Origin of the sequence: Roseomonas sp. KE0001 (assembly GCF_016107285.1) — a bacterium.
Classification (GTDB): Bacteria; Pseudomonadota; Alphaproteobacteria; order Acetobacterales; family Acetobacteraceae; genus Pseudoroseomonas.
This window is the reverse complement of record NZ_RCVQ01000003.1, coordinates 67,781-90,875: the sequence shown is the minus strand read 5'-3', so window position 1 is coordinate 90,875 and position 23,095 is coordinate 67,781. Positions and strand designations below refer to the sequence as shown.

The window sequence follows — 23,095 nt, the reverse complement described above, 5'->3', positions numbered from 1 at the left end:
GTCATTTCTGAAGCGGAGGAAAAGGCTTTCATGACCCAGCTCGGGATCTATGTCGGTAACTCGACCGCGGCCCTCACCGACTTCGAAAACTGGCTCGGCCGGGATGTCACGGGCGTGCATACGGCCATCGGCTTCCAGAGCTGGGGCGACTTCCTGGGCAGCACGGCGCTGGTGGCCGACATGTTCCATGAAACCCAGCGCGAGCTGCACTGGTCGGTGCCGCTGATTACCGTCGACTCCAGCCTCGCCGTGGCCGCGACGGGTGCCTACAACGACTATTATCGCCAGGCGGCCGAAACCATCCTGCAGGCCGGCCCCACCGATGTGCCGATCAACATCCGTGTCGGCTGGGAACTGAACGGAGACTGGTTCCCCTGGTCGGCCATCGGGCATGAGCAGGAGTATATCGGCGCCTTCCGCCAGTTCGTGGACACCTTCCGGTCCGTCTCCGACCGCTTCGTCTTCGAATGGAACGTCAACGAGGCCTGGGCCGGCATCGACCCCGCCACCGCCTATCCCGGCAACGACTATGTCGACATCATCGGCATGGATGTCTACTGGAACACCGCCTATTGGGGCGAGGATCCGTACTATGCCTGGCAGAACCTGCTGACCCAGCAGTTCGGCATGCAGTGGCACCAGGATTTCGCCGATGCCATGGGCAAGCCCACCGCCTACTCCGAATGGGGCGTCATGACGGACAATGCCGCGCCCTACATCAATGCCATGAAGATGTGGTTCGACACGCATGATGTCGTCTTCCAGTCCCGCTGGGATTCGGATGACGACTATCTGGGCAAGATGTCGGACGGCACGCAGCCCAATTCCGGCAATGCCTATATTTCGGCCTTCCAGAACCCGAATGCCGAATGGAAGCTGAACGGCCTCCAGTACATCGCCTCCTATGGCGATCTCATCGACGCCTTCGGCGCCAATGCCGAGGCGGGCGTCCGTCACTACTTCCAGTACGGCGTCGTCGAGCGGCGCGAGCCGGTGACCTTCGATGCCAACACCTACCTGGCCAATTATGGCGACCTGCGCGATGCCTTCGGCTGGGACCAGGATGCGGCGGCGACGCATTGGATCATCTTCGGCCGCCATGAGGGCCGCACGGACGACCCGCTGTTCTGATCTGAGGCGGCGGGCGGCCCCGTCACGGGCGCCGGATACCGGCGCTCACGTTTAGTTTTTTTATACGCAGTCTCATTTCTGTAGATTTTCCGGGGCAGCCAGAACAGTAAGAGTGCGTCCGACGGTCGGACGCTACTCTTGCTTGTGGGGCCCCATGCTGTCTCGTGCCGAAAATGGAACAGGCTTTTTCTCGACCCGCGGCAATGAGATCCTCGACGCGGATGGCCATGCCGTCCGCATCGCCGCGGTGAACTGGTACGGGCTCGAGACGCGCAACGCCTCGCCCGACGGCCTGTTCCAGCGCAACTGGATGGACATGATGGATCAGATGAAGTCGCTCGGCTTCAACACGATCCGCCTGCCCTATTCCTCCGAGCTGCTGGAGGGCGGACTGGCGCCCGTCGGCATCGACTATGGCCGCAACCCCGACCTTCAGGGCCTGTCCGGCGTGCAGTTCATCGACAAGATCGTCGATTATGCCGGCCAGATCGGCCTGCGCATCATCCTCGACCGGCATCGCGGTCCCGCCGGGGACGGGCCGAACGGCAGCGGCCTCTGGTATGACGGCCGCTACAGCGAGCAGGACTGGATCGACGACTGGCAGATGCTCGCCGCCCGCTACAAGGGCAATGCCACGGTCATCGGGGCGGACCTGCACAATGAGCCGCATGCCGGCGCCAGCTGGGCGGCGTGGAGCGCCGCCGCCGAGCGCGCCGGCGCCGCCATCCAGGCGGTCAACCCCGACTGGCTGATCCTGGTCGAGGGCGTCGAGATCCACAATGGCGACTGGTACTGGTGGGGCGGCAATCTCCAGGGCGCCGCGACCGACCCGGTGGTGCTGCCGGTCGCCAACAAGCTGGTCTATTCGCCGCACGACTACCCGAATTCCGTCTACGGCCAGCCCTGGTTCAACGACCCGAACTTCCCCGGCAACCTGCACGAGGTCTTCCAGAAGCAGTGGGGCTATCTCTCCAGCCAGGGCATCGCCCCGATCCTGCTCGGCGAGTTCGGCAGCAAGCTGGAGGGCGACAGCAAGGACTGGGCCTGGCTCGACGTGCTGATCCGTGCCCTGAACGGCGATGCGAACGGGGATGGAGTGACCGATCCCGGCGCCCCGGCCGCCGGCCTCTCCTGGGCCTGGTGGTCCTGGAACCCCAGCTCCGGCGACACCGGCGGCATCCTGTCCGGCAACTGGAGCACCCCGATCGCCGCCAAGATCCAGCAGCTTCAGAGGATCGCCGGCCAGGGCTTCGTCCCCAACCAGGTGCTGCACGCCACCGACGGGATCAGCGAAAGCTTCGCCGGCGGGCCGGGGGTGGACACGCTGCTGGTCGGCGGCGTCTCCGCCGGCTGGGCGGTGCTGCGGCGCGGTGACGATGTCTTCCTGGTCAACCGCGCCACCGGCGAGACCGACCATGGCCGCGACATCGAGCAGATCCGCTTCGGCGACAATGTCCTGGTCAAGGTGACGGCCCTGCATTCGTCCAGCCCGCTGGAATACGTCGCGAGCCACGCCGACCTGATGGCGGCCTTCGGCACCGATGCCGCCGCCGGCTGGACGCACCTGCTCCGCCACGGCCTGGCCGAGCACCGCGCCATCGGCTTCGACGGGCTTTCCTACATCGCCAGCCATGCCGACCTCTCCGCCGCCTTCGGCGCCGACGAGGAGGCCGGCGCGCGGCACTTCATCCAGTTCGGCCGCCTGGAAGGCCGCGCGGCCGGCTTCGACAGCGCCGCCTACCTCGCCTCCTACGACGACCTCCGGGCGGTCTTCGGCCGCGATGCCGAGGCGGCGGCCGGCCACTACATCACCACCGGCCGCGCCGAGGGGCGGAGCATCACTTTCGACGGCCTGCGCTACGCCGCCTCCTATGACGACCTGTCCCTGGCCTTCGGCACCGATCAGGCCGGCGCCACGGCGCATTTCCTCGACCGGGCGCGCATCGAGGGGCGCTCCGCCAGCTTCGATCCGCTGACCTACATCGCCTCGCATCGTGACCTGACCGAGGCGATCGGCACGGACGCGCGGCAGGGCACGCTGCACTGGCTGCACTTCGGCGTCCAGGAGCACCGCGCCCGCGCCGGTTTCGATGCCGCACAGTATCTAGAGAACTACGCCGATCTGCGCGCCGCCTTCGGCGATGACCTGCAGGCGGCCACCCGCCACTATATCGAGCGCGGCCTGCTGATCGAGCACCGCACCGACGACCCGCTCGGCTGAGCCGCCCCGCCGGGCCCGTCCGCCTCAGGCGCCCAGGGCGCGGTACAGCCGGGCCAGCGGCGGCCAGGCTTCCGCCAGGGCCTCGCGCCAGACCCACAGCCCCGCCAGCGCCGCCGCCACCAGCAGCAGCGAGGCGATCCAGGCCAGGACGAGGTTGCCCCGGTCGGGGGCGGCCTCGCGGGCGAGCTTCAGCGGCTCCGGCCGCGACGGCGCCTGGCCGACGCTGAGGGCGGCCACGGGCTGCACCGGCGCGGTGGCCGATCGGCGCGGCGCGGGCGGCGGCGGTGGGGCGGGAACCGGCGCCCAGTCGTGGGCGCAGCGCGCGCAGCGGACCTCGCGGCCCGGGCTGAGGGCGGAATCCGGCACGTCATAGGCGGCGGCGCAGTGGGGACATTCGATGCGCATGGCGCCGCTATGACCGGCGGGCCGTGCCGCTGCAACCCTTTGTCAATTCTGCCGGGTAGCCGCCCCGCGCCGGGCATGGCATTCCCCTGCGCCATGGTGCGCTTCACCGAGGTAGGGCTGCGCTATCCGTCCCCTGACGGGGAGGAGGCGCCGGAGGCCCTGGCCGATCTGACCTTCACCCTGCCGGAGGGCAGCTTCACCTGGCTGCTGGGCGCCTCGGGCGCCGGCAAGTCCTCGCTGCTGCGGCTGATGCATCTGGCGCAGCTGCCGACGCGCGGGCGCCTGGAGGTGCTCGGCACCGAGGTGCGCGGCGCGCGGCGCGGAGCCCTGCCGCGCCTGCGCCGCCGGATCGGCGTGGTGTTCCAGGACTTCCGCCTGCTGCCCTACCTGTCGGCCTTCGACAATGTCGCCCTGCCGCTGCGCCTCACCGGCCGCTCCGAGGGCAGCCTGCGCCCGGACGTGACGGAGATGCTGCGCTGGGTCGGGCTGCAGGGGAAGGAAATGTCCTTGCCGCAGCAGCTCTCGGGCGGCGAGCAGCAGCGTGTCGCCATCGCCCGCGCCGTCGTCACCCGGCCGCAGCTCCTGGTGGCCGACGAGCCGACCGGCAATCTCGATTCGCATCAGGCGCGGCGGCTGCTGGCCCTGCTGACGCAGATGAACCGGCTGGGCACGACGGTGGTGGTGGCGACCCACAGCGAGGATCTGGTGTCGCAGTTCGCGGCCCCCTCGCTGGTCCTGCAGGCCGGCCGGATGGTGCATCATGGCTGAGCGCCGCACCCGCTTCTCGCGCGATCCGCTGGGCCTCAAGCGCGCCCTGTCCGACAAGCTGCTGCCTGGGCTGGTCGCCGCCATGGCGCTGCTGGCGGCGCTGGCGCTGGCCGGAAGCCGCGGCGCCGCGGCCCTGAAGGACCGCTGGCAACACGGCGCGGCCGCCGCCGTGACCGTGCAGCTGCCGCCCGAGCAGGCCAGCCGGATGGAGGATGCCCTGGCGCTGCTGCGCCGCATGCCGCAGGTCGCCAGCGCCGAGCCGGTGGATGCCGAGCGCATGCGCGAGCTGCTCCGCCCCTGGCTCGGCGAGGTGCCGGCCCTGCCGCTGCCGCTGGTGCTGGAGCTGCGTCTGGCCGACCTCTCGATCGACCCCGCCCCGATCGCCCGCGAGCTGGCGGCGGCGGTGCCGGGCGCGGAGGTCGAGGCCCACGGGATCTGGGTGGCGCGCCTCGCCGCGCTGGCCCGCAGCGTGCAGGGGGTGGCGCTCAGCGTGCTGGCGCTGGTGGTGGGCGTCGCCGTCGCCGTGGTGGCGGTGGCGACGCGGGCCGGACTGGCCTCGCGCCGCCAGGCGATCGAGATCCTGCACGACCTCGGCGCCACGCAGGGCGACATCGCCGGTCGCTTCGCGCGCCGCATCGGCCTGCTGGCGGCGGGCGGGGCGCTGGCGGGGGCGGCCATCGCCGTGCCCACCCTGGCGGGGCTGGCGGGACTCGCCGCGCCGCTCTCGGGCGGCGTCATCCAGCCCTGGGCGGCCCTGCCCTGGCTCGACCTCGCCCTGCTGCCCCCGGTGGCGGGGCTGATCGGCTGGGCCACGGCCCAGCTCAGTGTCCGGCGATGGCTGAAGCGGCTGCCATGACGCCGCCTGTCCTGCCGGATGGCAGCCGCCGCGGGCCCTGGAGCCGGCTGTGGTGGCCGCCGCTGCTGCTGGCGCTGCTGCTGCTGGGCGGCTTCGCCCTGTTCACCGGGCAGAGTCGGGCGCGGCCCGAGCTGCCGCTCCGCGCGACCGACGGCATCGCCGTGCTGACCGGCGGCCCGGAGCGCGTGGCCGTCGGCCTCACCCTGCTGGCGGAGGGGCAGGGAGACTGGCTGATCGTCTCCGGCGTCGGCCGCGACGCGGCCCTGGCGGAGCTGGCGGGGCGCGCCGGCCTCTCCGCCGAGGCGCTGGCCGAGCGCACCACGCTGGGCCATGCGGCGACCTCGACGCGCGGCAATGCGCTGGAGGTTGCGCAATGGGCCCGGGCGCGGCAGATCCACTCCCTGCGCGTCGTCACCGCCGCCTTCCATATGCCGCGAGCCCTGCTGGAGCTGCGCCGGACGCTGCCGGGCGTCACCCTGGTGCCGCATCCGGTGCAGGCCGCGGGGCCCCGCACCGGCCTCCTGGTGCGGGAGTATGTGAAGCTGCTTGGCGCGATGCTGGGCCTGTCCGTCCTGAAGCCGGAGAATCCACGTCCGTGAAGCCAGCCGTTCCCCCGCCCGGACATCGTCCCGCCGGGCGTCCTCCCCTGGCTGTGGTCCTGCGTTCGCTGCTGTTCAACGCGCTGTTCTTCAGCCTGACCGCCCTTTGCTGCCTGAGCGGCATCCTGCTCCTGCCGCTGCCGCGCCGCCTGTTGCGCCGTTACGTGCAGGGCTGGGCGAGGCTGATGCTGTTCCTCCTCCGGGTGGTCTGCGGCATCCGGCTGGCCGTCACCGGCCGCGAGAACCTCCCCGAGGGGCCGGTGGTGATCGCCGCCAAGCACCAGTCGGCCTACGACACCATCGTCTGGCTCGCCCTGCTGCCCGAGCCCGTCTATGTGCTGAAGCAGGAACTGCTGCGGATTCCCGCCTGGGGCTGGATGGCGCGGCATTACGGCGCGGTGGCGGTCGACCGGACGGGCGGCGCGGCGGCGCTGAAGCGCATGGTCCGCCAGGCGAGCCAGGCCCTGGCGGCCGGCGACCAGATCGTCATCTTTCCCGAGGGCACCCGCACCGCGCCGGGACAGCGCGTCCCCTACCTGCCCGGTGTCGTCGCCCTTGCCTCGGCCAGCGGCGCGCCCGTGGTGCCGGCCGCCACCGACAGCGGGCTGTTCTGGGGCCGGCGCGCCTTCGCCAAATGGCCCGGTACCATCCATGTCGCCATCCTGCCGCCCCTGCCCCCCGGCCTGTCGCGGGCCCAGCTCATCGCCCGGCTGACCGATGCGATCGAGACGGAGAGCGACAGGCTGGCCGCCCTGCAGGGCTTCTCGCCCCAAAGGGGAGAGCTTGTGGATAATTCTGTGGGATGAACCGCCCGGAGGGCTGCGCGGGCCGCCGAATGACGGCAAATAAGCCTCTCAGCCTCCAGCGTTTTTTGCTGCGCACATCCTCGGCGGCCCGATGTCCGGCCCGGCTCTCTGCAATAAGATACTGAAAAATCTCATACTTTCAGCGAACCCTCCAAAATCTGGCGGATTCCCGCGAGTTATGCCAAGGCCACCGCCCCCGTTCTGTGGATAACTCTGCGGAAAAGCTGTACGGCACCTTGATTCCTCAATCGCGACTCGGCGAGCCGCCGGGCCCCCTTCCCTTTTTCCACCCGGCCTGTCCCCGGAGAGGCCGCGCCCCGGCACCGTTCCCGCCGCCTCTGACCGCCCCTATATCGTACCGGTGAGTACCGTTCCGCGCCCCGCCCGCCACCGCCGGCTCCTCCTCTGGTTCCTCCTGCTGGCCGGCGTGCTGGCGGCCGGCCATGCCCTGGTCTGGCACCATGTGACGGGCCGGCTGGAGGCAGGCTTCCAGGATTGGGCCGAGGGGCGCCGCGCCCAGGGCTGGCAGGTGACGCATGGCACCCCCAGGGCCGGAGGCTGGCCGTTCCTGGCCACGCTCATCCTGCCGGATCTCGCTTTGACACCGCCCTCCGGCTTCGGCTGGCGGACGGAGCGGGCGGAGCTCAGCCTCCGCCCGACCGATCCCGGTCTGCTGCATATCGCGGCGGAAGGCCGGCACGTCCTGTACCGGGCCGGGTGGGACTGGCCCTTCACCGCGGAAAGCCTGACGGCCGATCTGCCGCTGGCCGGGTCCGGACCGCCCGCCGGGGTCACGCTGCGCGGCGCGGGACTCCGGCTCGGCGGCGCGCCCGGCGCGGAGCAGGGCATGGGGCTGGACGCGCTGGAGGCCCGGATCGACGGCCAGGACACTTCCCCTGGCGGGCCGGGCCTGGTGCTGACCGCCGCGCTGCGGGGGCTGAGCCTGCCGGGCGCCACCGGCGGCCTGCTTCCCGGAGGCCGCGTCGATACGGCCACGCTGGACGCCGCGTTGAACGGCCCTCTGCCCGGCGGGCTGTTTACCGCCGCGCCGCCGGCACAGCGGGCGGCGGCATGGCGCGACGCCGGCGGGACCCTGGAACTGCGGGCCCTGACGCTGCGCGCCGGCGCGGTCGCTGCCAGCGCGGCCGCCACGCTGGCGCTGGATGGCGGACTGCAGCCGGTGGGTGCCGGCACGCTGCGGCTGTTCAATCCCGACCTGGTGCTGGAGGCGTTGCTGCGGGCCGGCGTGATCGATCCGCGCAATGCCGGCCTGGCGCGGAGCCTGCTGCCGATGCTGCAACGCCCGGGGGCGGCAGGCGGCCCGCCGCAGCTCGAGGTCCCGGTCACGCTGGAACAGGGCCGGCTCACCGCCGCCCGCATTCCGCTGCTGCGCCTGCCTCCTCTGGCCTGGGACTGAGTTCCGCCCCGCGGGCGGGCCTCAGAAGGACTTCAGCAGCCGCTCGATGTAGTCCAGCTCGGTGGCCGGCCGCTCGCGGTCCGCGCCGCGCCGGCGCAGCTCCTCCTGGATGCGGCGGCTGCGCAGCATCTCCGCCTCCTGCGGCACCCGGGTGTCGCTGCCCTGGTCATTGGCGCCGGGCGCCTCGCGGGAGGGGCGGCCCAGGGGGTCGCGGCCCTGGTTCTGCCCGGTCATGCGGTCCTGGCCCTGGCCGCCCTCGGCCTGGCCAGGGTTGCCCTGGCCCTCGCCCGGCCCTTCCCCCTCGCCCTGCTGCCCCTGGCCGAACTGGCGCTGCATGGTCTCGGCCATCTGCCGCCCGCCTTCCTGCAGCTCGCGGATGGCCTGCTGCTGATGCGCGCTCGGGTCGCCACCCTGGCCCAGCGCCTCCTGCGCCTGCCGCATCGCCTGATCGGCGCGGCCCAGCGCCTCGGGAATCTCGCCGGTCAGGTCGCCGAACTGCTGCATCAGCTCGCCCAGGGCGCGGCGCAGGGCGCGCTGCTGCCGGGCGTCCTGTTGGGCGTCCGGTTGAGCGTCCTGCCGGGGCCGGGCCTCTCCGTCCCGCTGGCCCGGCGAAGGCTGCGGGCGCGCCTGCGGCTGGTTCCGGCGGCCGGGCCGTTGCGCCTCGCCCTGGGCGGCCTCGCCGCGCTGATGGCTCCGGTCGAGCATCTCGCCCTGGCGCCGCACCATGTCCTGCACCGCCCCCGTCTGCTGCTGGCCACGCTGGCGCTGCTGCTGGCGCTGCGGGTCGCCACCCTCGGCGCGGGCGACGCGGCCCTGCTGGAGCGCGTCCAGCATCCGCTCGAGTTCGGCCAGCTCCTGCTGCAACTGGTCGGTGCGCCCCTCGCGGGCCGACTGCTCCATCCGCTCGGTGCGGCGATCGAGCTCCTGCTGGTCCATCATCCGCTGCCCGGGCTCGATCGGCTGGACCTCGGCATTCTCCTGCCGCAGGCGTTCGGCCAGGGCCTCGAGATGGCGCTGGACGGCCTCGCGCAGCTCCTGCACCCGGCGTTCCAGCTCGGCCCGGCCCGCCGCGTCCGGCGGCGTGCGCTCGGCCTCGGCCAGGGCCTCGCGCAGCGCCTCGCGCGCCTCGGCCAGGGCGCGGGCCGTGCGGTCGGTCCGGCCTTCCTCCAGCGCCAAGGCGGTCTGCCACATCAGCGCCTGGGCTTCCTCCACCCCCTCGGGGCGGCGGTCGCGCAGCAGGCGGAAGCGGGCGACGCGCAGCGCCAGGAAGGTGGTCAGGTCATGCTCGAAGGCCTCGGGCGCGGCGGCCAGGTCGTCGAGGCCGCGCCGCACGGCGTCGCGCGCCAGGGGGTCGAGCGAGAGGGATTTGCGCAGGGCCACGAGCTGCCGGGCGACAGGATGGTTGAAGACGCGCTCCGGCAGGGTGACCAGCACCGTCTCGGAAACCCCCTCCTGCCCGGCCCCGTCGCGCGCCAGGAGGCGCAGCCGCACAGGCAGCCCGGCCCAGGGATGGGCGGACAGGTCCGGCTGCGCGAGGCCGCGCGGCTGCCGCGGATTGCCGCCGGTCAGTGCCAGGTCGAGGCGCAGCGGCGCGGCATCGGCGCGGGCGGCGAGGCGGATCTCCGCCTGCATCGCGGCGATGCCCCAGTCATCCTCGGCGCGCCAGGGCAGGCGCAGGGCCAGGCCGCGCGGGGCCGGCCCCGGCGGCTCGGCGAAGGCGGCGGTGGGCGGCGCGTCGGCCTGCACGCCGAAGCTCCAGGCGGCCAGCTCCCGCCCGTCGCGCCGCAGCAGGATGCGCGTGCCCTGCTGCAGCACCGTCTCGGCGGCGAAGCTGCCCGGCTCCAGCGTGCGCAGGGGCTCGGCCGGGCCGTTGCCCTGCCATTCGGGCACGCCGCCGCGCCCGCCGGACAGCGCGATCTGGAGCCGGCTGCCCTGCGGGACGGAGAGCGCGCCGCCGGCCGGGTCCAGGAACAGCGGCGCGGCGCCGGTATAGGCCGGCGGCGTCACCCAGGCTTCGAGCCGCAGCGCCGGCGCCATGGGCGTGGCGGCCTGGAGGCTGGGCCAGACGGCGCGGCGGAGCCGCTCCCCGGCCTCGCCCCCGGCGACGGCGACGGCGGCGAAGAGGCCGACCAGCAGCCCGAGCCGGAGCGCGCGAGGGTCGCGCGCGGCGAGGTTGGGGCGCGGTGCCCCGACCCGCAGCCGGTCCAGCCCCGCGAGCGCGCGGCGCTGGTGCGCGCGCCAGAGGGCCTGTGCCGCCGGATCCTGGCTCACGGCGTGGTCGCGCAGGGTGGAGATCGGCCGGTGCCGCAGGCCCGAGGCGGTCTCGATGCGCCGCTCGGCCGCCGCCGCGCCAGGCAGGCGGAAGCCGCGCGCGCCGCGCCAGGCGGCCAGCCCCAGCGCCAGGGCGAAGCCGGCGAGAAGCGCGACATGCAGCCAGGGCGGCAGGTGAAGGAACAGCCCCGCCAAAGCCAGGATGAGGAACAGGCCCGCGACGCCGAGCGCCGGCCAGAGCCGTGGCCAGAGCGCCTCCCAGGCCAGGGCGACCCGCGCGAGCCACCGCCCGCGCGCGAGGCGCCGGGCCAGCGGATCGCGCGGCGGCGTCATGCGGGGGGGGATCCCCCGGCCGGCGCGGCCGCCAGCCATTCGGGAACGCGCTGCCGCGCCAGCAGATCCTCATGCGTCTGGCGCGCGCGCACGGTGGCGAAGCGGGTGCCATCCACCAGCACTTCGGCCGCCAGGGGGCGGGCGTTGTAGGTGCTGCTCATGACCGCACCATAGGCACCCGCGTCCAGGAATGCGACCAAATCCGCAGGGGCCATGTCGGGCATGGCGCGGTCACGGGCGAAGGTGTCGCCGCTCTCGCAGACCGGGCCGACGATATCGGCGGGCGCCAGCGCCGCCTGCAACCGGCGGGGCGAGACCGGCAGGAGCCCGTGCCAGGCCTCGTACATGGCGGGGCGGATCAGGTCGTTCATGGCGGCGTCCAGCACCAGGAAGCGCCGTCCCCGCCCCTGCTTCTGCAGCACCACCGAGGCCAGCAGCAGCCCGGCCGGGCCGGCGATCCAGCGGCCCGGCTCCAGCATCACCGGCAGGCCGAGATCGCCCAGCGTCGCCCGGATGACGCCGGCCAGGGCCTCGGGCGAGGGCGCCGGCTCGTCGCGATAGGGGATGCCGAGCCCGCCGCCGCAATCGACGCGCTCGACCGGCAGGCCGGCGGCGCGGAAGCCACGGATCATCTCGGCAAGCCGGGCATAGGCGGCGCGATAGGCCGCCATGCCCTCGGTGATCTGGCTGCCGATATGGGTGGCGATGCCGATCGGCCGGATGCCGGGCAGCGCCGCCATGCGGGCATAGAGCCCGGCCGCGTCCTCATAGGCGATGCCGAACTTGTTGTCCGCCTTGCCGGTGGTGATCTTGGCATGGGTGCGGGCATCGACATCGGGATTGACCCGCAGCGCCACCGGGGCGCGCAGCCCCATGCCCTCGGCGATGGCGGAGATCATGGCGATCTCCTCGGCGCTCTCGGCGTTCAGCTGGTAGATGCCCTGCCCGAGCGCGAAGCGGATCTCCTCCGCCGTCTTGCCGACGCCGGAGAAGACCGTGGCCGAGGCCGGGATGCCGGCGGCCAGGGTGGCGCGCAGCTCGCCGGCGCTGACGATGTCCGCCCCGGCCCCCTCGGCGGCCAGCACCCGCAGCACCGCCTGGTTGTCGTTCGCCTTGGTGGCGTAATGGATGCCGGCGCGCAATCCGGCGCCCTCCAGCGCGGCGCGCAGCGCGCGGTAGCGGCGGCGCAGCGTGCCGGCGGAATAGACCCAGACAGGCGTGCCGGCCTCGGCGGCGATGCGGGCGAGCGGCACCTCCTCCAGCATCAGGCCGTCCATCGCATGGGCGGAGAGGGCGGGCCTCGCCGCGATCAGCTCGGCGAAGGAGGGGTCGGAGGCGGGATCGGGGGCGGGGAGCGGAGCGGCCATGATGCTCCCATTGTGATGCGCCGCCGCGCCGCCTGCCAGAGGTCCACTAAAAAGCGGGGTCCCTGAAAAGCGGGGGATCAGGCCACCAGCCGGATGTGGCGGCCTTCCATCGCCTCGACGCGGATCACGCCGACGATCTGGCCCAGATTGCCGGCGACGAGGTGCAGCATCTCGACCGGCATGGCGTCGAGCGCGATCTCGGTGCGCAACAGGGCGCCCTCGCGCTGCGAGCGGAAGCGGTCGGGCGTCAGGTCGCGCCTGGCGAAGGGCTCCAGCACGCGGGAGAGCAGGCCGGGATAGGCCTCGGCGACCACGGTGAAACGGGCGGCGGTGAGCGGAGACAGACAATCGGACATGGGAGAGGGGCTTCCGGAGCGTTCGGATCGGAGGGTGCGCGGGGCTGTCCCGGCCGCTGCCCCCCGCAGGGCGCTCAGGCGGCCGGGCCGCTAATGACGATCCCGAAGGGGCCGGTGCAGCACATGCCAGGAGGATAGGTTTGGCGCGCCGGTGCTGGCAAGCCGAACCGCCAGCGGGGATCGTGCATGGCTGATCCCCGCCATTGGCATGGGCGCCTCAGGCCGGCCGGCCCGGCGGCGATGGAAAGGCCCCGCCGGGCTCCATCATCAGCTTCTGCCGGTGCGCCGGGATCTCGATGCCGAGCTCGTCGAAGCACCGCTTGATGCGGCGGTTCATCTCGCGCATCACGTTCCAGCGCTCCAGCGGCTCGGTCTTGATCCGGACGCGGATCACCGGCCCGTCGGGCGAGAGCTGATTGACGCCGAGCACCTCCATGGCGTCGCGGATCACCAGCCCCCACTTCGCCTCCGAGCGCATCTCCTGGCAGAGGCCCTGCAGCGCCTCCACCACCCGGTCGGTGTCCTCCTTGTAGGCCACCTGCACGTCGAGCAGGGCGAAGGAGAAGTCCCGCGTCATGTTGGTCACGCCGTTGACGGCGCTGAAGGGGATGATGTGCAGGCTGCCATCCAGCGCGCGGAGCTTGATCGAGCGGATCGAGAGCTGCTCCACCACTCCCGACTTGCCGCCGAGATCGACCACGTCGCCCACCGCCATGGCGTCCTCGAAGAGCAGGAAGATGCCGGTGATGACGTCCTGCACCAGCTTCTGCGAACCGAAGCCCAGCGCCAGGCCGATGACGCCGGCGCCGGCCAGCAGCGGCGCCACGTTCACACCGAGCTCGGTCAGCAGGTTGAAGGCGACGAAGAGCAGGATGACGGCCAGCAGCGTGGTGCGCAGCATCGGCATCAGCGTGCGCACCCGGGCGCTGCGCGCGGCATCGGCATCGCGCGAGAGCCGCTCCAGATGGCGTTCGATGGCCAGGTTCATCGCCTCCCAGACCAGCGCCGCCATCAGCGCGGTGAAGCCCACCGAGGCGAGCGAGCGCAGCACCCGGTTGCCCAGCGCGCCGGGGGCGAACCAGGCGAAGGACCCGATGCCCCAGACCTCCATCAGCATCATCAGCACAAGCAGCGTCAGCCCGGCCGAGATGGCGCCCTTGGCCAGCGGCATGTACCGGTTGGCGCGGCTCTCCAGCGCCGGGTAGCGGCCGGTCAGGCCGGGCGCCACCCGCAGGCTGCCCGAGAGCGCCCGGCGCAGCAGCAGGTCGAGGCCCCTGGCGCCCGCCAGCACCAGCAGGGACAGCAGGCTGGCGCGCAGCAGGCGGTAGAGGCCGTGCTCGATCTGCAGGGCCCAGACTGCCCAGAAGGCCAGCAGATAGAGGATGGCGAGGATGTGCCAGATCTCGGCCAGGCCGTCGCGGAAGCGGCGGGCGGCGGCGCGGGCGCGGTGCGGCTGGTCCCCCGGGCGCAGCGGCGGCGCGCGCAGCACCCGCGCCACCGCCACGCGGTTCTGCAGCACCATGACGCCGAGGGCGATGGAGATGACCAGGTGCGACAGGCGCTGGATGGCATCATAGGCGCCCCAGGGCAGGCCGAGGAGCAGCCCGGCCTCGGCCAGGGCATAGCCGCCGACCAGGATGACCCAGAGCCGGCGCAGCCAGAGGTCGACATAGGCGGCGGTCTCGTCCGAGACCGGCAGCAGGCGCAGGCCCGGCACGGCGGGGGCGAGGGCCAGGCGCGACAGCAGGCCGAGCAGAAGGCAGGCGATATAGGCGTTGTTGGCGATCAGCAGCACGAGCTGGGTGGTGGGCAGCGGCTGTACCGCGCCGATCAGCCCGTAGGAGAGCAGGGCGAAGGCGGCCACCGGCGCCAGGTCGAGCAGCAGCCGCCCCAGCACCAGCGGCAGCCGGCGCAGCAGGACGGGCAGCTTCGGCCGGGGTCCCGTCGCCCGGGCCTCCAGCGCGCGCAACGGCCGGGCGGTGGCGCGGCGCGCCAGCATCTCGGCCAGCAGGCCGAGGCCGAAGAGCAGGGCCAACTTCCAGGAGGCGTCGGCCACCCGGGCGCGGGTCACCGGATCATAGGCCAGGGACGAGAACCAGGAGATCAGGGCGGGCAGGTCGGCCACCGTCTGCACGCCGCCGACCACCTGCTCCGAGAGCCAGTGGAGGCGGCGGGAGAGGCCCTGCAGAAGCTGGCCGCCCAGCGTGTCGGGCGCCAGGAGCTGCTCCACCGCCGCCGCCGCCGCATTGGCCGGGGGCGCCTCGGCCGAAGGGGTGGCACCAGGGGCCGCACCAGGGGCGGCCGCGGGGGGAGCCCCCTCCCCCGGCTGCGCCGGGGCCGGGGCCGCCGCGGACAGGGCCTCCAGGGTGCGGATCAGCTCCTGCCGCCGCGCCTCGTCCCGCAGCAGGGCGAGCAGCCGCTGAATCTCGGCCGGCGCCACCGCCGGGGAGGCAGGCGGCGGGGCGGGCGCCGGCTGGGCGGGCACCGATGCGGCAGGCGCCGGCTGGGCCCAGGCCGCCGGAGCGAGGCCGGGCAGCGGCAGAAGGAGCAGGGCGAGCAGCAGCGTCAGCGGAATCGGGAGGCGCATGGCTGCGAGGCCAAGCCGAAGCGTTCCCTCGCGTCAACCTCCGGGGCCGGCATGGCATGCCTTGCGCCCCGCGCCGGCGGCGCTATGTGCTGCGGATGACCGTTTTCCTGTCCATCCTGCTCGGCCTCTCCATGCTGGCCACCCTCGGCGTCCTGTTCGCCGGCATGGCGGGGCTGGGGCGTGACGGGGGCGCGGCCGCCGGCGCCCGCTCGAACCGCCTGATGCGCTGGCGCGTGGTGTTGCAGGGCCTGTCCATCGCGCTCTTCCTGGCCCTGGTCTGGAGCATGCGCGGATAGGCCGGATCGGTGGTCAGGGAGGCCCTGGGTCCTTCAATCCGCCCCGGCGGACGGGCCCGCCGGGACCCGCCCTGCCCTGCCTCACCTTGCCTGATACGGAGCGCACGCCTAGGCTCCGCGCCGCAACGCAGAATGCCCGCCCCGAGAGAGGCGGCGGCGGCGGCAAGGGGTGGTCCGCATCTTCGGGGCGGCCGCCCGGTGCAGCCCCGGCTCAACAGGCTCAAACTCCAGGAAGCAGGACACGGTCAGGCGATGAAGCTCCTCGTCCCCGTCAAGCGGGTGGTGGATTACAATGTGAAGGTCCGCGTGAAGGCGGACGGCACGGGCGTCGAGACGGCGAACGTGAAGATGTCGATGAACCCCTTCGACGAGATCGCGGTCGAGGAGGCGGTGCGTCTCAGGGAGAAGGGCGCGGTGACGGAGATCGTCGCGGTTTCCGTGGGACCGGCGCAGGCGCAGGAGCAGCTGCGCACGGCGATGGCGATGGGGGCGGATCGCGGCATCCTGGTGGAGGCCGAGGGCACGGAGCCGCTGGCGGTAGCCAAGATCCTGAAGGCGCTGGTCGAGCGCGAGCAGCCGCAGCTGGTCGTGATGGGCAAGCAGGCGATCGACGACGACATGAACGCGACGGGCCAGATGCTGGCGGCGCTGCTTGGCTGGGGCCAGGGCACCTACGCCAGCAAGGTCGAGCTGTCGGCGGAGGGCGCGACGGTGACGCGCGAGGTCGATGGCGGGCTGGAGACGGTGCAGCTCACGCTGCCGGCGATCGTCACCACCGACCTGCGCCTGAACGAGCCGCGCTACGCCTCGCTGCCCAACATCATGAAGGCGCGCAAGAAGCCGCTGGAGACGCTGAAGGCGGCGGATCTCGGTGTGGACGTCACGCCGCGCCTCACCGTGCTGAAGGTCGAGGAGCCGCCGAAGCGCCAGGCTGGCGTCAGGGTCGGCTCGGTGGCCGAGCTGGTGTCCAAGCTGAAGACCGAAGCGAAGGTGATCTGAGCATGGCCGTCCTTGTCCTTTCCGACAGCACCGGCGCGACCGTCAGCCAGCCGACCCGTTGCGCCGTGGCCGCCGCGGCGCAGATCGGCGGCGACGTGCATGTCCTGGCCCTCGGCGCCGAGGCGGCCCAGGCCGCGGCCCGGCTGCCCGGCGTCGCCAAGGTGCTGCAGGCCGATGGCGCCGCATATGAGCACGCGCTGGCCGAGCCCGCCGCCGCCCTGCTGGTGGCGCTGGCGCCGGGCTATGACCATCTGGTGGCGCCGGGCAGCGCGCTCGGCAAGAACATCATGCCGCGCGTCGCGGCGCTGCTCGACGTGCAGGTGATCACCGATGTCGCCGGGGTCGAGGGGCCGGACACCTTCCGCCGCTTCATCTATGCCGGCAACGCGCTGGCGACGGTGAGGACCTCGGATGCGAGGAAGGTGCTGACGGTCCGCGCCGCCTCCTTCGACCCGGTGGCCGCCGAGGGCGGCTCGGCCGCGGTCGAGACGGCGCCGGCGGCGGAGGATCCGGGCGTGTCGCGCTTCGTCAGCGCCGAGATCGCGCAGAGCGAGCGGCCGGAGCTGACCGCGGCCCGCGTGGTGATCTCCGGCGGCCGCGCCATGGGCTCGGCGGAGAACTTCCACCTGCTGGAGGGCATCGCCGACAAGCTGGGCGCGGCGATCGGCGCCAGCCGCGCCGCGGTCGATGCCGGCTACGCGCCGAACGACCACCAGGTGGGCCAGACCGGCAAGATCGTCGCGCCCGAGCTCTACATCGCGGTCGGCATCTCCGGCGCCATCCAGCACCTGGCCGGCATGAAGGACAGCAAGGTGATCGTCGCCATCAACAAGGACGAGGAGGCACCGATCTTCCAGGTCGCCGACTACGGCCTCGTCGGTGACCTCTTCAAGCTCCTCCCCGAACTCGAACAGGAGCTCGGCTGAGGCATGGGCGTGACGGAGATCCGCTCGGTCGGCGTCATCGGCGCCGGCCAGATGGGCAACGGCATCGCCCATGTGGCAGCCCTGGCGGGCCTCTCCGTCGCGCTGCTGGACGTGAAGGCGGAGGCGCTGGAGAAGGCGCTGGCGACCGTCGCCAGGAACATGGACCGGCAGGTCGCCAAGGGCGGCCTCAGCGGGGCGGACAAGGATGCGGCGCTCGGCCGCATCCGCACCGGCACCGAGATGTCCCTCTTCTCCGACTGCGACATCGTCATCGAGGCGGCGACCGAGAAGGAGGAGCTGAAGCTCTCCCTGTTCCGGTCGGTCTGCCCGGTGCTGAAGCCCGCGGCCATCCTCGCCTCCAACACCTCCTCGATCCCGATCACCCGCCTGGCCGCCGCGACCGACCGGCCGGAGCGGGTCATCGGCATGCATTTCATGAACCCGGTGCCGGTCATGAAGCTGGTCGAGATCATCCGCGGCATCGCCACCTCGGACGAGACCTTCGAGGCCGTCGCGGCGCTGGCCGCCACGCTCGGCAAGACCACGGCGGTAGCGCAGGACTACCCGGCCTTCATCGTCAACCGCATCCTGGTCCCGATGATCAACGAGGCGGTGCAGGCGCTGCAGGAGGGCGTCGGCGACGTGCGCTCGATCGACGCGGCGATGAGGCTCGGCGCCAACCACCCGATGGGGCCGCTGCAGCTCGGCGACTTCATCGGGCTCGACACCTGCCTGGCCATCATGCGGGTACTGCATGAGGGCATGGGCGACAGCAAGTACCGCCCCTCCCCGCTGCTGGTGAAGTATGTCGAGGCCGGCTGGCTGGGCCGCAAGGCCGGCCGCGGCTTCTACGACTACAGCCAGGATCCGCCGAAGCCGACCCGGTGAGGGCGGCGTGAGGCGCCAGCGCCTCGTCACCGGCTTCGCCGCCTTCGCGGCGGGCTGGAGCGTCATGGCGCTGGAAATGCTCGATGGCCGGTTGATGGCGCCGGTCTTCGGCCAGACCATCCATCAATGGGGCGCCATCATCGGCACCGCCCTGGCCTTCATGTCCGCCGGGTACGTGGTGGGCGGGCGGCTCGGCGCCCGCCCCGATGGCGCCAGGGCGCTGCCGCTGCTGCTCGGCGCCGCCGCCGGCCTCGCCGCCCTCACCCCCTGGCTGGGCCGCGCCATCACCGCCGGCGCCGAGGCCGCGCTGGGGCCGCTGGCGGGCGCGGTCGGCGCCTCCATGCTGCTGATCGGCCCGCCCGCCTTCGCCCTCGCCGCCGCCTCGCCGCTCTGCGTCGCCCGGCTGGCGCCGCTGGAGGGCGCGGCGCGCGCCTCGGGGCTGGTCTCGGCCTGCCAGGCGCTGGGCAGCATCGGCGGCACCTTCTTCGCCGCCTTCCTCGCCATCCCCTATCTCGGCCTGACCGGAGGCTACGCCCTGGCCGCGCTGGTGGCGGCGCTGGCCGCCCTGGCCACCGGCCTGCCCCCGCTGCGCGCCGCCCTCGCCCTGGCGCCGCTGCTGCCCGGCTTCCTGGCCGAACAGCAGCGGCAGGCCGCCTTCGCCCTCTATCGCGAGACGCCCTACAACACCGTCATGGTCCGCCGCGACCGCGAGACCAGCAGCCTGATGCTGAACACGACGCGCATCGTGCAATCGGCCCGGCGGCATGATGGCGGCGAGACCGGCTCCTACTGGGAGTTGCTGGCCGCCGTCCCCGCCCTGGCGCGGCCGGGCGCCGCCCCGGGCGGCAGCGCGCTGTTCCTCGGTGTCGCCGGCGGCTCCGCCATCACCGCGACGCGGCGGGCCTGGCCCGGCTGGCGCCTGCGGGGCGTCGAGATCGACCCCGGCGTGACGGCGGCGGGGCGAGCGTATTTCGACCTCGCCATTCCTGTCACGCATGGCGACGCGCGGCGCGTCCTGGCGGCCGACCCCGCCCGGCATCAGGTCATCGTCATCGATCTCTACGCCACCGGGCAGGTGCCGGCGCATGTCGCGACGGTGGAGTTCTTCCGGCTGGTGGCCGCGCGGCTGGCGCCGGGCGGGGTGGTGGCGATGAACGTCTTCGGCGCCGGCGATCCCGACAGCATCGCCGGCCCGCTGGCGGCCAGCCTGCGCGCCGCCTTCCCCGCCGTACTGGCGGCGCGCTCGGGCAGCGGCAACGCCATCCTGCTGGCCTGGACCGAGCCGGTGGCGCCGGCCGAGGCCCGGGCCCGGCTGGACGCGGCGCCGGCGGCCGCGCAATCGGCCGCGCGCCGCCTCGCGGCGACGCTCTCGGAGACCGGGGAGCTGGCGGAAGGCCAGCCGGTGCTGACCGACGACCGCTCGGACATGGACATCCGGGCGGCGCGTGCCCTGGCCCTGATGCGCGCCCGGTGGTGAGGCGCCGCCTCCGGCCTCAGAGCAACCCTTCCCGCCGGAAGCTCAGATGCCGCCCGTTGCCGACGATCAGGTGGTCATGCACCACGACATCGAAGACCTCGCCCGCCCGTCGGATCTCGGCGGTCATCTCGATATCGGCGCGGCTCGGCGTCGGGTCGCCGCTCGGGTGGTTGTGGAACGTCCGACGTAATTCAATATGATATTGATTTTACAGTGTTTTTTGATGTGTTCACTGAATTGGTGCCGGTGATTGGGATCGGTTTTTCTGATCGTCCGTGACCTCACACCTGATCCCTGTCGCTCCCGGTGGATCGCTTCGAAGCACGACAATGAATCTTATTCGTTTCGTCCCAGGCTTCAAGCTCCACGATGGGATAAAGCACGGCTTTGCCGATCTTCACGAAGGAAGGTCCGATTTTCATCGCGCGCCAATTGCGCAGCGTTCCTATAGACACCTCCCCGCGATAGCGTTCCGCTACTTCCTCAGCGGTGAGAAATTTTCCGTCTGTCATCCGTCCTCCTATCATCGGCGTGAACTTGCCGGTCTTCTGCTGATGGTGGAGCGTGAAACGGTCTGCCAGCTGGAATCGCGATCACTATCGGAACCGCCTGTGCGCATTGCCTCACGCTGCTACACGAGCGACCATGTAGTGACAGCCTTCCAACAGGAAGGGTATTTCGGTCGTAGTAGGGTTGGCGGCTATTCGCGGTTAGAAATCGGCGGGTCAGCCACCGTCAAGGAGGTCGATTTTCGCCAGTGTCGGGCAACCGAGGCTTTGCGGGAAGCTACTCACCTAGACGATCCACTTTACGCCGGTCTTTCTAGCGGAATCGATGACATTCCTGTGCTATGCGGCGCGCTGGTCGATTTCGCTTGAGGAGATCAGCAACAGGGTGTCGACACCGGACAGCGCGGCATCCAGCGTTTCCGGCTGGTGTAGTCGGCGCGCCACCTGCGCTCTGGGTGCGCCTGCGCGAGAACATACGAAAGGCCGATGCCATCCTCTTCGTGACGCCGGAATACAATCGATCGGTCCCCGCGGCACTGAAGAATGCGCTCGATGTCGGCTCGCGCCCTTATGGTCAAAGCGCCTGGAACGCCAAGCCGGCGGCCATCATCAGCGTCAGTCCCGGCGGGCTCGGCGCTTTCGGCGCCAACCACCATCTTCGGCAGCCGCTGGTGTTCCTCAACATGCCGGCTCTGCAGCGGCCGGAAGCTTACATCTCGAAGGTTGGGGACCTGCTCGACGCGGACGGAAAGCTTGTCAACGAGGGCACACGGAGCTTTCTGAAGACTTTCACGGACGCTTTCGCCGACTGGATCGAGCGCACGGCGGCAAAGTAAAGCCGCGATGTCAAATTCGTCGATCACTTCGTCTTCGGATGATTCCGAGCGCAGTGACTCGGACCTTGCGACGAAGGGCGTCGCACTCGGTTTTGCGTCTTTCGCGGCCTTCTCGTTCAGCGACGCTAGTGTCAAGCTGATCGAGAGGACATTGCCTTATGAGGCCACCTTTTTCGGTGCTCTCTTTGCACTGGCCGTTTTTCCCTTTGTAGGGGCGCGAGTGATCGCTGGTCGGATGTCTTTGCGACGGCCAATCGACCACTGTAGTTGGAGTCCAGAGATGCGGCGCGGGGCCCAGGCGGAAAGTGTTCGAGTAGCCATCGCGGCCAATCGCCGCCGTTCATGAAGTTTTGGTGACATGGACGTATCGGCTTGCATTTCATGAAACGATATTCGATAACGAAAAGCGATATGATGGAGCGAATGCAAGACCACAAGCTGGAGCATCACGATCTGCTCTCAGGACTGGTGCGGCTGCATGTGCTGCATCACGCCGCAGAGCACGAGATCTACGGACAGTGGATGATCGATGAACTGGCCAACCACGGCTATCGGCTCTCGCCGGGTACGCTTTATCCGATGCTGCACAAGATGGAGCGGGACGGATATCTCTTGTCCCGCGAAGAGCGCGACGGCCGGACGGTGCGCAAGCTCTATTCGATCACCGAAAAAGGCAAAGCGGGTCTGGCTCTGGCCAAGGAGCGGGTGCGGGAATTTACCGGAGAGGCGATGCGAAAATGACCGACACGTCGATGATTGGCCGCGATGCAGCCGCGAGAGGCACATCCGGTGAAGTCCTCACAGCCTTTCTCAAGCTCGGTCTGACCTCCTTCGGTGGCCCCATCGCGCATCTCGGCTATTTCCGCGAGGAATTTGTGACCCGCCGCAAATGGATCGATGACCGGGGCTATGCCGATCTGGTGGCGCTGTGCCAATTCCTGCCCGGCCCGGCGTCGAGCCAGGTCGGCTTCGCACTCGGGCTTCTACGTGGCGGCAGGTTGGGAGCGTTGGCGGCCTGGGCTGGCTTCACTCTGCCCTCGGCGATCCTGATCATGCTGTTCGCGCTTGGGGCGTCTGCGTTTTCCGGGCCACTCGGGGCTGGTGTGCTGCATGGGCTGAAGATCGTGGCGGTGGCGATCGTCGCGCAGGCGGTCTGGGGCATGGCACGTACACTCTGTCCAGACCGGGAGCGGACCGGCATCGCGGTGGCGGCGGTGCTGGCAGCGACCGTCCTGCCCGGTGTGACGGGGCAGGTCGGCGCGATCGTCCTGGGTGCGCTGGCCGGGACCTGGATGTGCCGGAACGGGGAGCGGGCTTTGGGAGGCGAGCTGCATTTCCCGGTGTCGCGGCGTATGGGGGTCATCGCGCTCATTCTGTTCTTCGTTCTGCTTGCAGGTCTGCCGATCGCCGTGGCGCTGATCCCGTCGCAGGCTCTCGCGGTGGTCGATGCCTTCTTTCGCGCTGGCGCACTGGTGTTCGGCGGCGGGCATGTGGTGCTGCCGCTGCTGGAGGCTGAGATCGTGACGCCCGGCTGGGTCTCGCCCGATGCTTTCCTTGCCGGATACGGCGCAGCCCAGGCAGTGCCGGGGCCGCTGTTCAGTTTTGCCGCCTATCTCGGCATGGTGCTCGGGCCATGGCCGAACGGTCTGGCCGGGGCTGCGCTGGCGTTGGTGGCGATCTTCCTGCCGGGTTTCCTGCTGCTGCTGGGCGTGCTGCCGTTCTGGAACAGCCTGCGGGTGCGGCCGGCAGCGCAGGCGCTGATGCGGGGCGCCAATGCCGCAGTGGTCGGCATTCTCGGCGCGGCGCTTTACGATCCGGTCTGGACCGGCGCGATCTTCGGGCCCCCGGATTTCGCCCTGGCGCTGACCTGTTTCGCGGCGCTGATGGCGTGGAGATGCCCGCCCTGGATCGTCGTTCTGTTTGCAGCAGTGGCCGGCGCGGGGCTTTCCCTGATCTGACCATGTCCGAAGGCCGGGGGACGTCGACGTGACTGACCGACGCTGACAGCGGGCAAATCGCCTTTCAGCGTGCTGTCAGAAAACTCTGC

21 protein-coding genes and 1 pseudogene are annotated in these 23,095 nt (G+C 71.3%); 16 read left to right on the top strand and 6 right to left on the bottom strand.

Annotation, left to right across the window (positions count from 1 at the left end; translation table 11 throughout):
* Positions 1-30: 30 nt before the first annotated feature.
* Together D9598_RS06870 and D9598_RS06865 are read left to right on the top strand one after the other, a co-directional pair.
* Positions 31-1,131, top strand: a complete 1,101-nt coding sequence (locus D9598_RS06870) for a glycosyl hydrolase (RefSeq protein ID WP_198365681.1) — start codon at positions 31-33, stop codon at positions 1,129-1,131.
* A 154-nt stretch (positions 1,132-1,285) separates the two neighbouring features.
* Positions 1,286-3,352: a glycoside hydrolase family 5 protein gene (locus tag D9598_RS06865; RefSeq protein WP_198365680.1), complete on the top strand. Its 2,067-nt coding sequence runs from the start codon at positions 1,286-1,288 to the stop codon at positions 3,350-3,352.
* 24 nt (positions 3,353-3,376) lie between these two features.
* Here D9598_RS06865 and D9598_RS06860 read toward each other — a convergent pair whose 3' ends face one another.
* Positions 3,377-3,757 carry a zinc-ribbon domain-containing protein gene (locus D9598_RS06860; RefSeq protein WP_198365679.1) on the bottom strand — a complete coding sequence of 127 codons (381 nt, stop codon included), beginning with the start codon at positions 3,755-3,757 and terminating at the stop codon, positions 3,377-3,379.
* Between the two features lie 93 nt (positions 3,758-3,850).
* On the opposite strand from D9598_RS06860, the gene D9598_RS06855 reads away from it, so the two are divergent.
* The 5 genes from D9598_RS06855 to D9598_RS06835 all read left to right on the top strand — a co-directional run bounded on the left by D9598_RS06855 (position 3,851) and on the right by D9598_RS06835 (position 8,203).
* Complete coding sequence (locus tag D9598_RS06855) at positions 3,851-4,525, top strand: cell division ATP-binding protein FtsE (RefSeq protein ID WP_198366166.1); 675 nt, start codon at positions 3,851-3,853, stop codon at positions 4,523-4,525.
* A complete protein-coding gene (locus tag D9598_RS06850) occupies positions 4,518-5,381 on the top strand; it encodes an ABC transporter permease (RefSeq protein ID WP_198365678.1) in 864 nt (287 codons plus the stop codon). Before D9598_RS06855 ends, D9598_RS06850 begins: the two co-directional genes overlap by 8 nt.
* Entirely contained in the window at positions 5,378-5,980 is a 603-nt protein-coding gene (locus D9598_RS06845) for a YdcF family protein (RefSeq protein ID WP_198365677.1), read from the top strand. Before D9598_RS06850 ends, D9598_RS06845 begins: the two co-directional genes overlap by 4 nt.
* Before the next feature lie 53 nt (positions 5,981-6,033).
* A complete protein-coding gene (locus D9598_RS06840; RefSeq protein WP_198365676.1) occupies positions 6,034-6,786 on the top strand; it encodes a lysophospholipid acyltransferase family protein in 753 nt (250 codons plus the stop codon).
* A gap of 361 nt (positions 6,787-7,147) precedes the next feature.
* Positions 7,148-8,203 carry a DUF2125 domain-containing protein gene (locus D9598_RS06835; RefSeq protein WP_198365675.1) on the top strand — a complete coding sequence of 352 codons (1,056 nt, stop codon included), beginning with the start codon at positions 7,148-7,150 and terminating at the stop codon, positions 8,201-8,203.
* A gap of 21 nt (positions 8,204-8,224) precedes the next feature.
* Here the strand turns inward: D9598_RS06835 and D9598_RS06830 are convergent, their stop codons facing one another.
* From D9598_RS06830 to D9598_RS06815, 4 genes are all read right to left on the bottom strand, one after another.
* Positions 8,225-10,807 (bottom strand): TIGR02302 family protein, encoded by a 2,583-nt coding sequence (locus D9598_RS06830; RefSeq protein ID WP_198365674.1) that lies wholly within the window; start codon positions 10,805-10,807, stop codon positions 8,225-8,227.
* Positions 10,804-12,174, bottom strand: coding sequence for a diaminopimelate decarboxylase (gene lysA / locus D9598_RS06825; protein ID WP_198365673.1), 1,371 nt, complete (start codon positions 12,172-12,174; stop codon positions 10,804-10,806). The genes D9598_RS06830 and lysA overlap by 4 nt, the downstream gene beginning before the upstream one ends.
* Positions 12,175-12,251: 77 nt before the next feature.
* The gene (locus tag D9598_RS06820; RefSeq protein ID WP_198365672.1) at positions 12,252-12,530 is read right to left on the bottom strand and encodes a hypothetical protein; all 279 of its coding nucleotides are present in this window, start codon (positions 12,528-12,530) and stop codon (positions 12,252-12,254) included.
* 217 nt (positions 12,531-12,747) lie between these two features.
* Positions 12,748-15,117, bottom strand: coding sequence for a mechanosensitive ion channel family protein (locus tag D9598_RS06815; protein ID WP_198365671.1), 2,370 nt, complete (start codon positions 15,115-15,117; stop codon positions 12,748-12,750).
* Between the two features lie 95 nt (positions 15,118-15,212).
* Between D9598_RS06815 and D9598_RS06810 the strand changes: the two genes are divergently transcribed.
* The 5 genes from D9598_RS06810 to D9598_RS06790 all read left to right on the top strand — a co-directional run bounded on the left by D9598_RS06810 (position 15,213) and on the right by D9598_RS06790 (position 19,703).
* A complete protein-coding gene (locus D9598_RS06810; protein ID WP_198365670.1) occupies positions 15,213-15,413 on the top strand; it encodes a twin transmembrane helix small protein in 201 nt (66 codons plus the stop codon).
* Between the two features lie 252 nt (positions 15,414-15,665).
* Positions 15,666-16,412, top strand: coding sequence for an electron transfer flavoprotein subunit beta/FixA family protein (locus D9598_RS06805; protein WP_198365669.1), 747 nt, complete (start codon positions 15,666-15,668; stop codon positions 16,410-16,412).
* A 2-nt stretch (positions 16,413-16,414) separates the two neighbouring features.
* Positions 16,415-17,338, top strand: a complete 924-nt coding sequence (locus D9598_RS06800; RefSeq protein WP_198365668.1) for an electron transfer flavoprotein subunit alpha/FixB family protein — start codon at positions 16,415-16,417, stop codon at positions 17,336-17,338.
* A gap of 9 nt (positions 17,339-17,347) precedes the next feature.
* Positions 17,348-18,226, top strand: a complete 879-nt coding sequence (locus D9598_RS06795; RefSeq protein ID WP_198366165.1) for a 3-hydroxybutyryl-CoA dehydrogenase — start codon at positions 17,348-17,350, stop codon at positions 18,224-18,226.
* A 7-nt stretch (positions 18,227-18,233) separates the two neighbouring features.
* A complete protein-coding gene (locus D9598_RS06790; protein WP_198365667.1) occupies positions 18,234-19,703 on the top strand; it encodes a fused MFS/spermidine synthase in 1,470 nt (489 codons plus the stop codon).
* A 16-nt stretch (positions 19,704-19,719) separates the two neighbouring features.
* On the opposite strand, the pseudogene D9598_RS06785 reads toward D9598_RS06790, so the two are convergent.
* Positions 19,720-19,878, bottom strand: a pseudogene (locus D9598_RS06785) (JAB domain-containing protein); the annotation flags it as partial.
* 154 nt (positions 19,879-20,032) lie between these two features.
* Here D9598_RS06785 and D9598_RS21735 point away from each other — a divergent pair.
* The 4 genes from D9598_RS21735 to chrA all read left to right on the top strand — a co-directional run bounded on the left by D9598_RS21735 (position 20,033) and on the right by chrA (position 23,006).
* Positions 20,033-20,581, top strand: coding sequence for a hypothetical protein (locus tag D9598_RS21735; protein ID WP_198365666.1), 549 nt, complete (start codon positions 20,033-20,035; stop codon positions 20,579-20,581).
* Between the two features lie 86 nt (positions 20,582-20,667).
* The gene (locus D9598_RS06775; protein ID WP_370591955.1) at positions 20,668-21,048 is read left to right on the top strand and encodes an NADPH-dependent FMN reductase; all 381 of its coding nucleotides are present in this window, start codon (positions 20,668-20,670) and stop codon (positions 21,046-21,048) included.
* Positions 21,049-21,486: 438 nt separating this feature from the next.
* On the top strand, positions 21,487-21,789 hold the full coding sequence (locus D9598_RS06770) for a PadR family transcriptional regulator (protein ID WP_198366164.1): 303 nt from the start codon (positions 21,487-21,489) through the stop codon (positions 21,787-21,789).
* Positions 21,786-23,006, top strand: a complete 1,221-nt coding sequence (gene chrA / locus D9598_RS06765) for a chromate efflux transporter (protein WP_198365664.1) — start codon at positions 21,786-21,788, stop codon at positions 23,004-23,006. The genes D9598_RS06770 and chrA overlap by 4 nt, the downstream gene beginning before the upstream one ends.
* Positions 23,007-23,095 lie beyond the last annotated feature (89 nt).

What these genes read in the sequence shown, in the direction of transcription:
- D9598_RS06865 (WP_198365680.1), top strand. Translation starts at nt 1,286, where the DNA reads ATGCTGTCTCGTGCCGAAAATGGAACAGGCTTTTTCTCGACCCGCGGC.
- D9598_RS06860 (WP_198365679.1), bottom strand. Translation starts at nt 3,757, where the DNA reads ATGCGCATCGAATGTCCCCACTGCGCCGCCGCCTATGACGTGCCGGAT.
- D9598_RS06850 (WP_198365678.1), top strand. Translation starts at nt 4,518, where the DNA reads ATGGCTGAGCGCCGCACCCGCTTCTCGCGCGATCCGCTGGGCCTCAAG.
- D9598_RS06820 (WP_198365672.1), bottom strand. Translation starts at nt 12,530, where the DNA reads ATGTCCGATTGTCTGTCTCCGCTCACCGCCGCCCGTTTCACCGTGGTC.
- chrA (WP_198365664.1), top strand. Translation starts at nt 21,786, where the DNA reads ATGACCGACACGTCGATGATTGGCCGCGATGCAGCCGCGAGAGGCACA.
- lysA (WP_198365673.1), bottom strand. Translation starts at nt 12,174, where the DNA reads ATGGCCGCTCCGCTCCCCGCCCCCGATCCCGCCTCCGACCCCTCCTTC.
- D9598_RS06805 (WP_198365669.1), top strand. Translation starts at nt 15,666, where the DNA reads ATGAAGCTCCTCGTCCCCGTCAAGCGGGTGGTGGATTACAATGTGAAG.
- D9598_RS21735 (WP_198365666.1), top strand. Translation starts at nt 20,033, where the DNA reads ATGAATCTTATTCGTTTCGTCCCAGGCTTCAAGCTCCACGATGGGATA.
- D9598_RS06855 (WP_198366166.1), top strand. Translation starts at nt 3,851, where the DNA reads ATGGTGCGCTTCACCGAGGTAGGGCTGCGCTATCCGTCCCCTGACGGG.
- D9598_RS06845 (WP_198365677.1), top strand. Translation starts at nt 5,378, where the DNA reads ATGACGCCGCCTGTCCTGCCGGATGGCAGCCGCCGCGGGCCCTGGAGC.
- D9598_RS06870 (WP_198365681.1), top strand. Translation starts at nt 31, where the DNA reads ATGACCCAGCTCGGGATCTATGTCGGTAACTCGACCGCGGCCCTCACC.
- D9598_RS06830 (WP_198365674.1), bottom strand. Translation starts at nt 10,807, where the DNA reads ATGACGCCGCCGCGCGATCCGCTGGCCCGGCGCCTCGCGCGCGGGCGG.
- D9598_RS06800 (WP_198365668.1), top strand. Translation starts at nt 16,415, where the DNA reads ATGGCCGTCCTTGTCCTTTCCGACAGCACCGGCGCGACCGTCAGCCAG.
- D9598_RS06815 (WP_198365671.1), bottom strand. Translation starts at nt 15,117, where the DNA reads ATGCGCCTCCCGATTCCGCTGACGCTGCTGCTCGCCCTGCTCCTTCTG.
- D9598_RS06810 (WP_198365670.1), top strand. Translation starts at nt 15,213, where the DNA reads ATGACCGTTTTCCTGTCCATCCTGCTCGGCCTCTCCATGCTGGCCACC.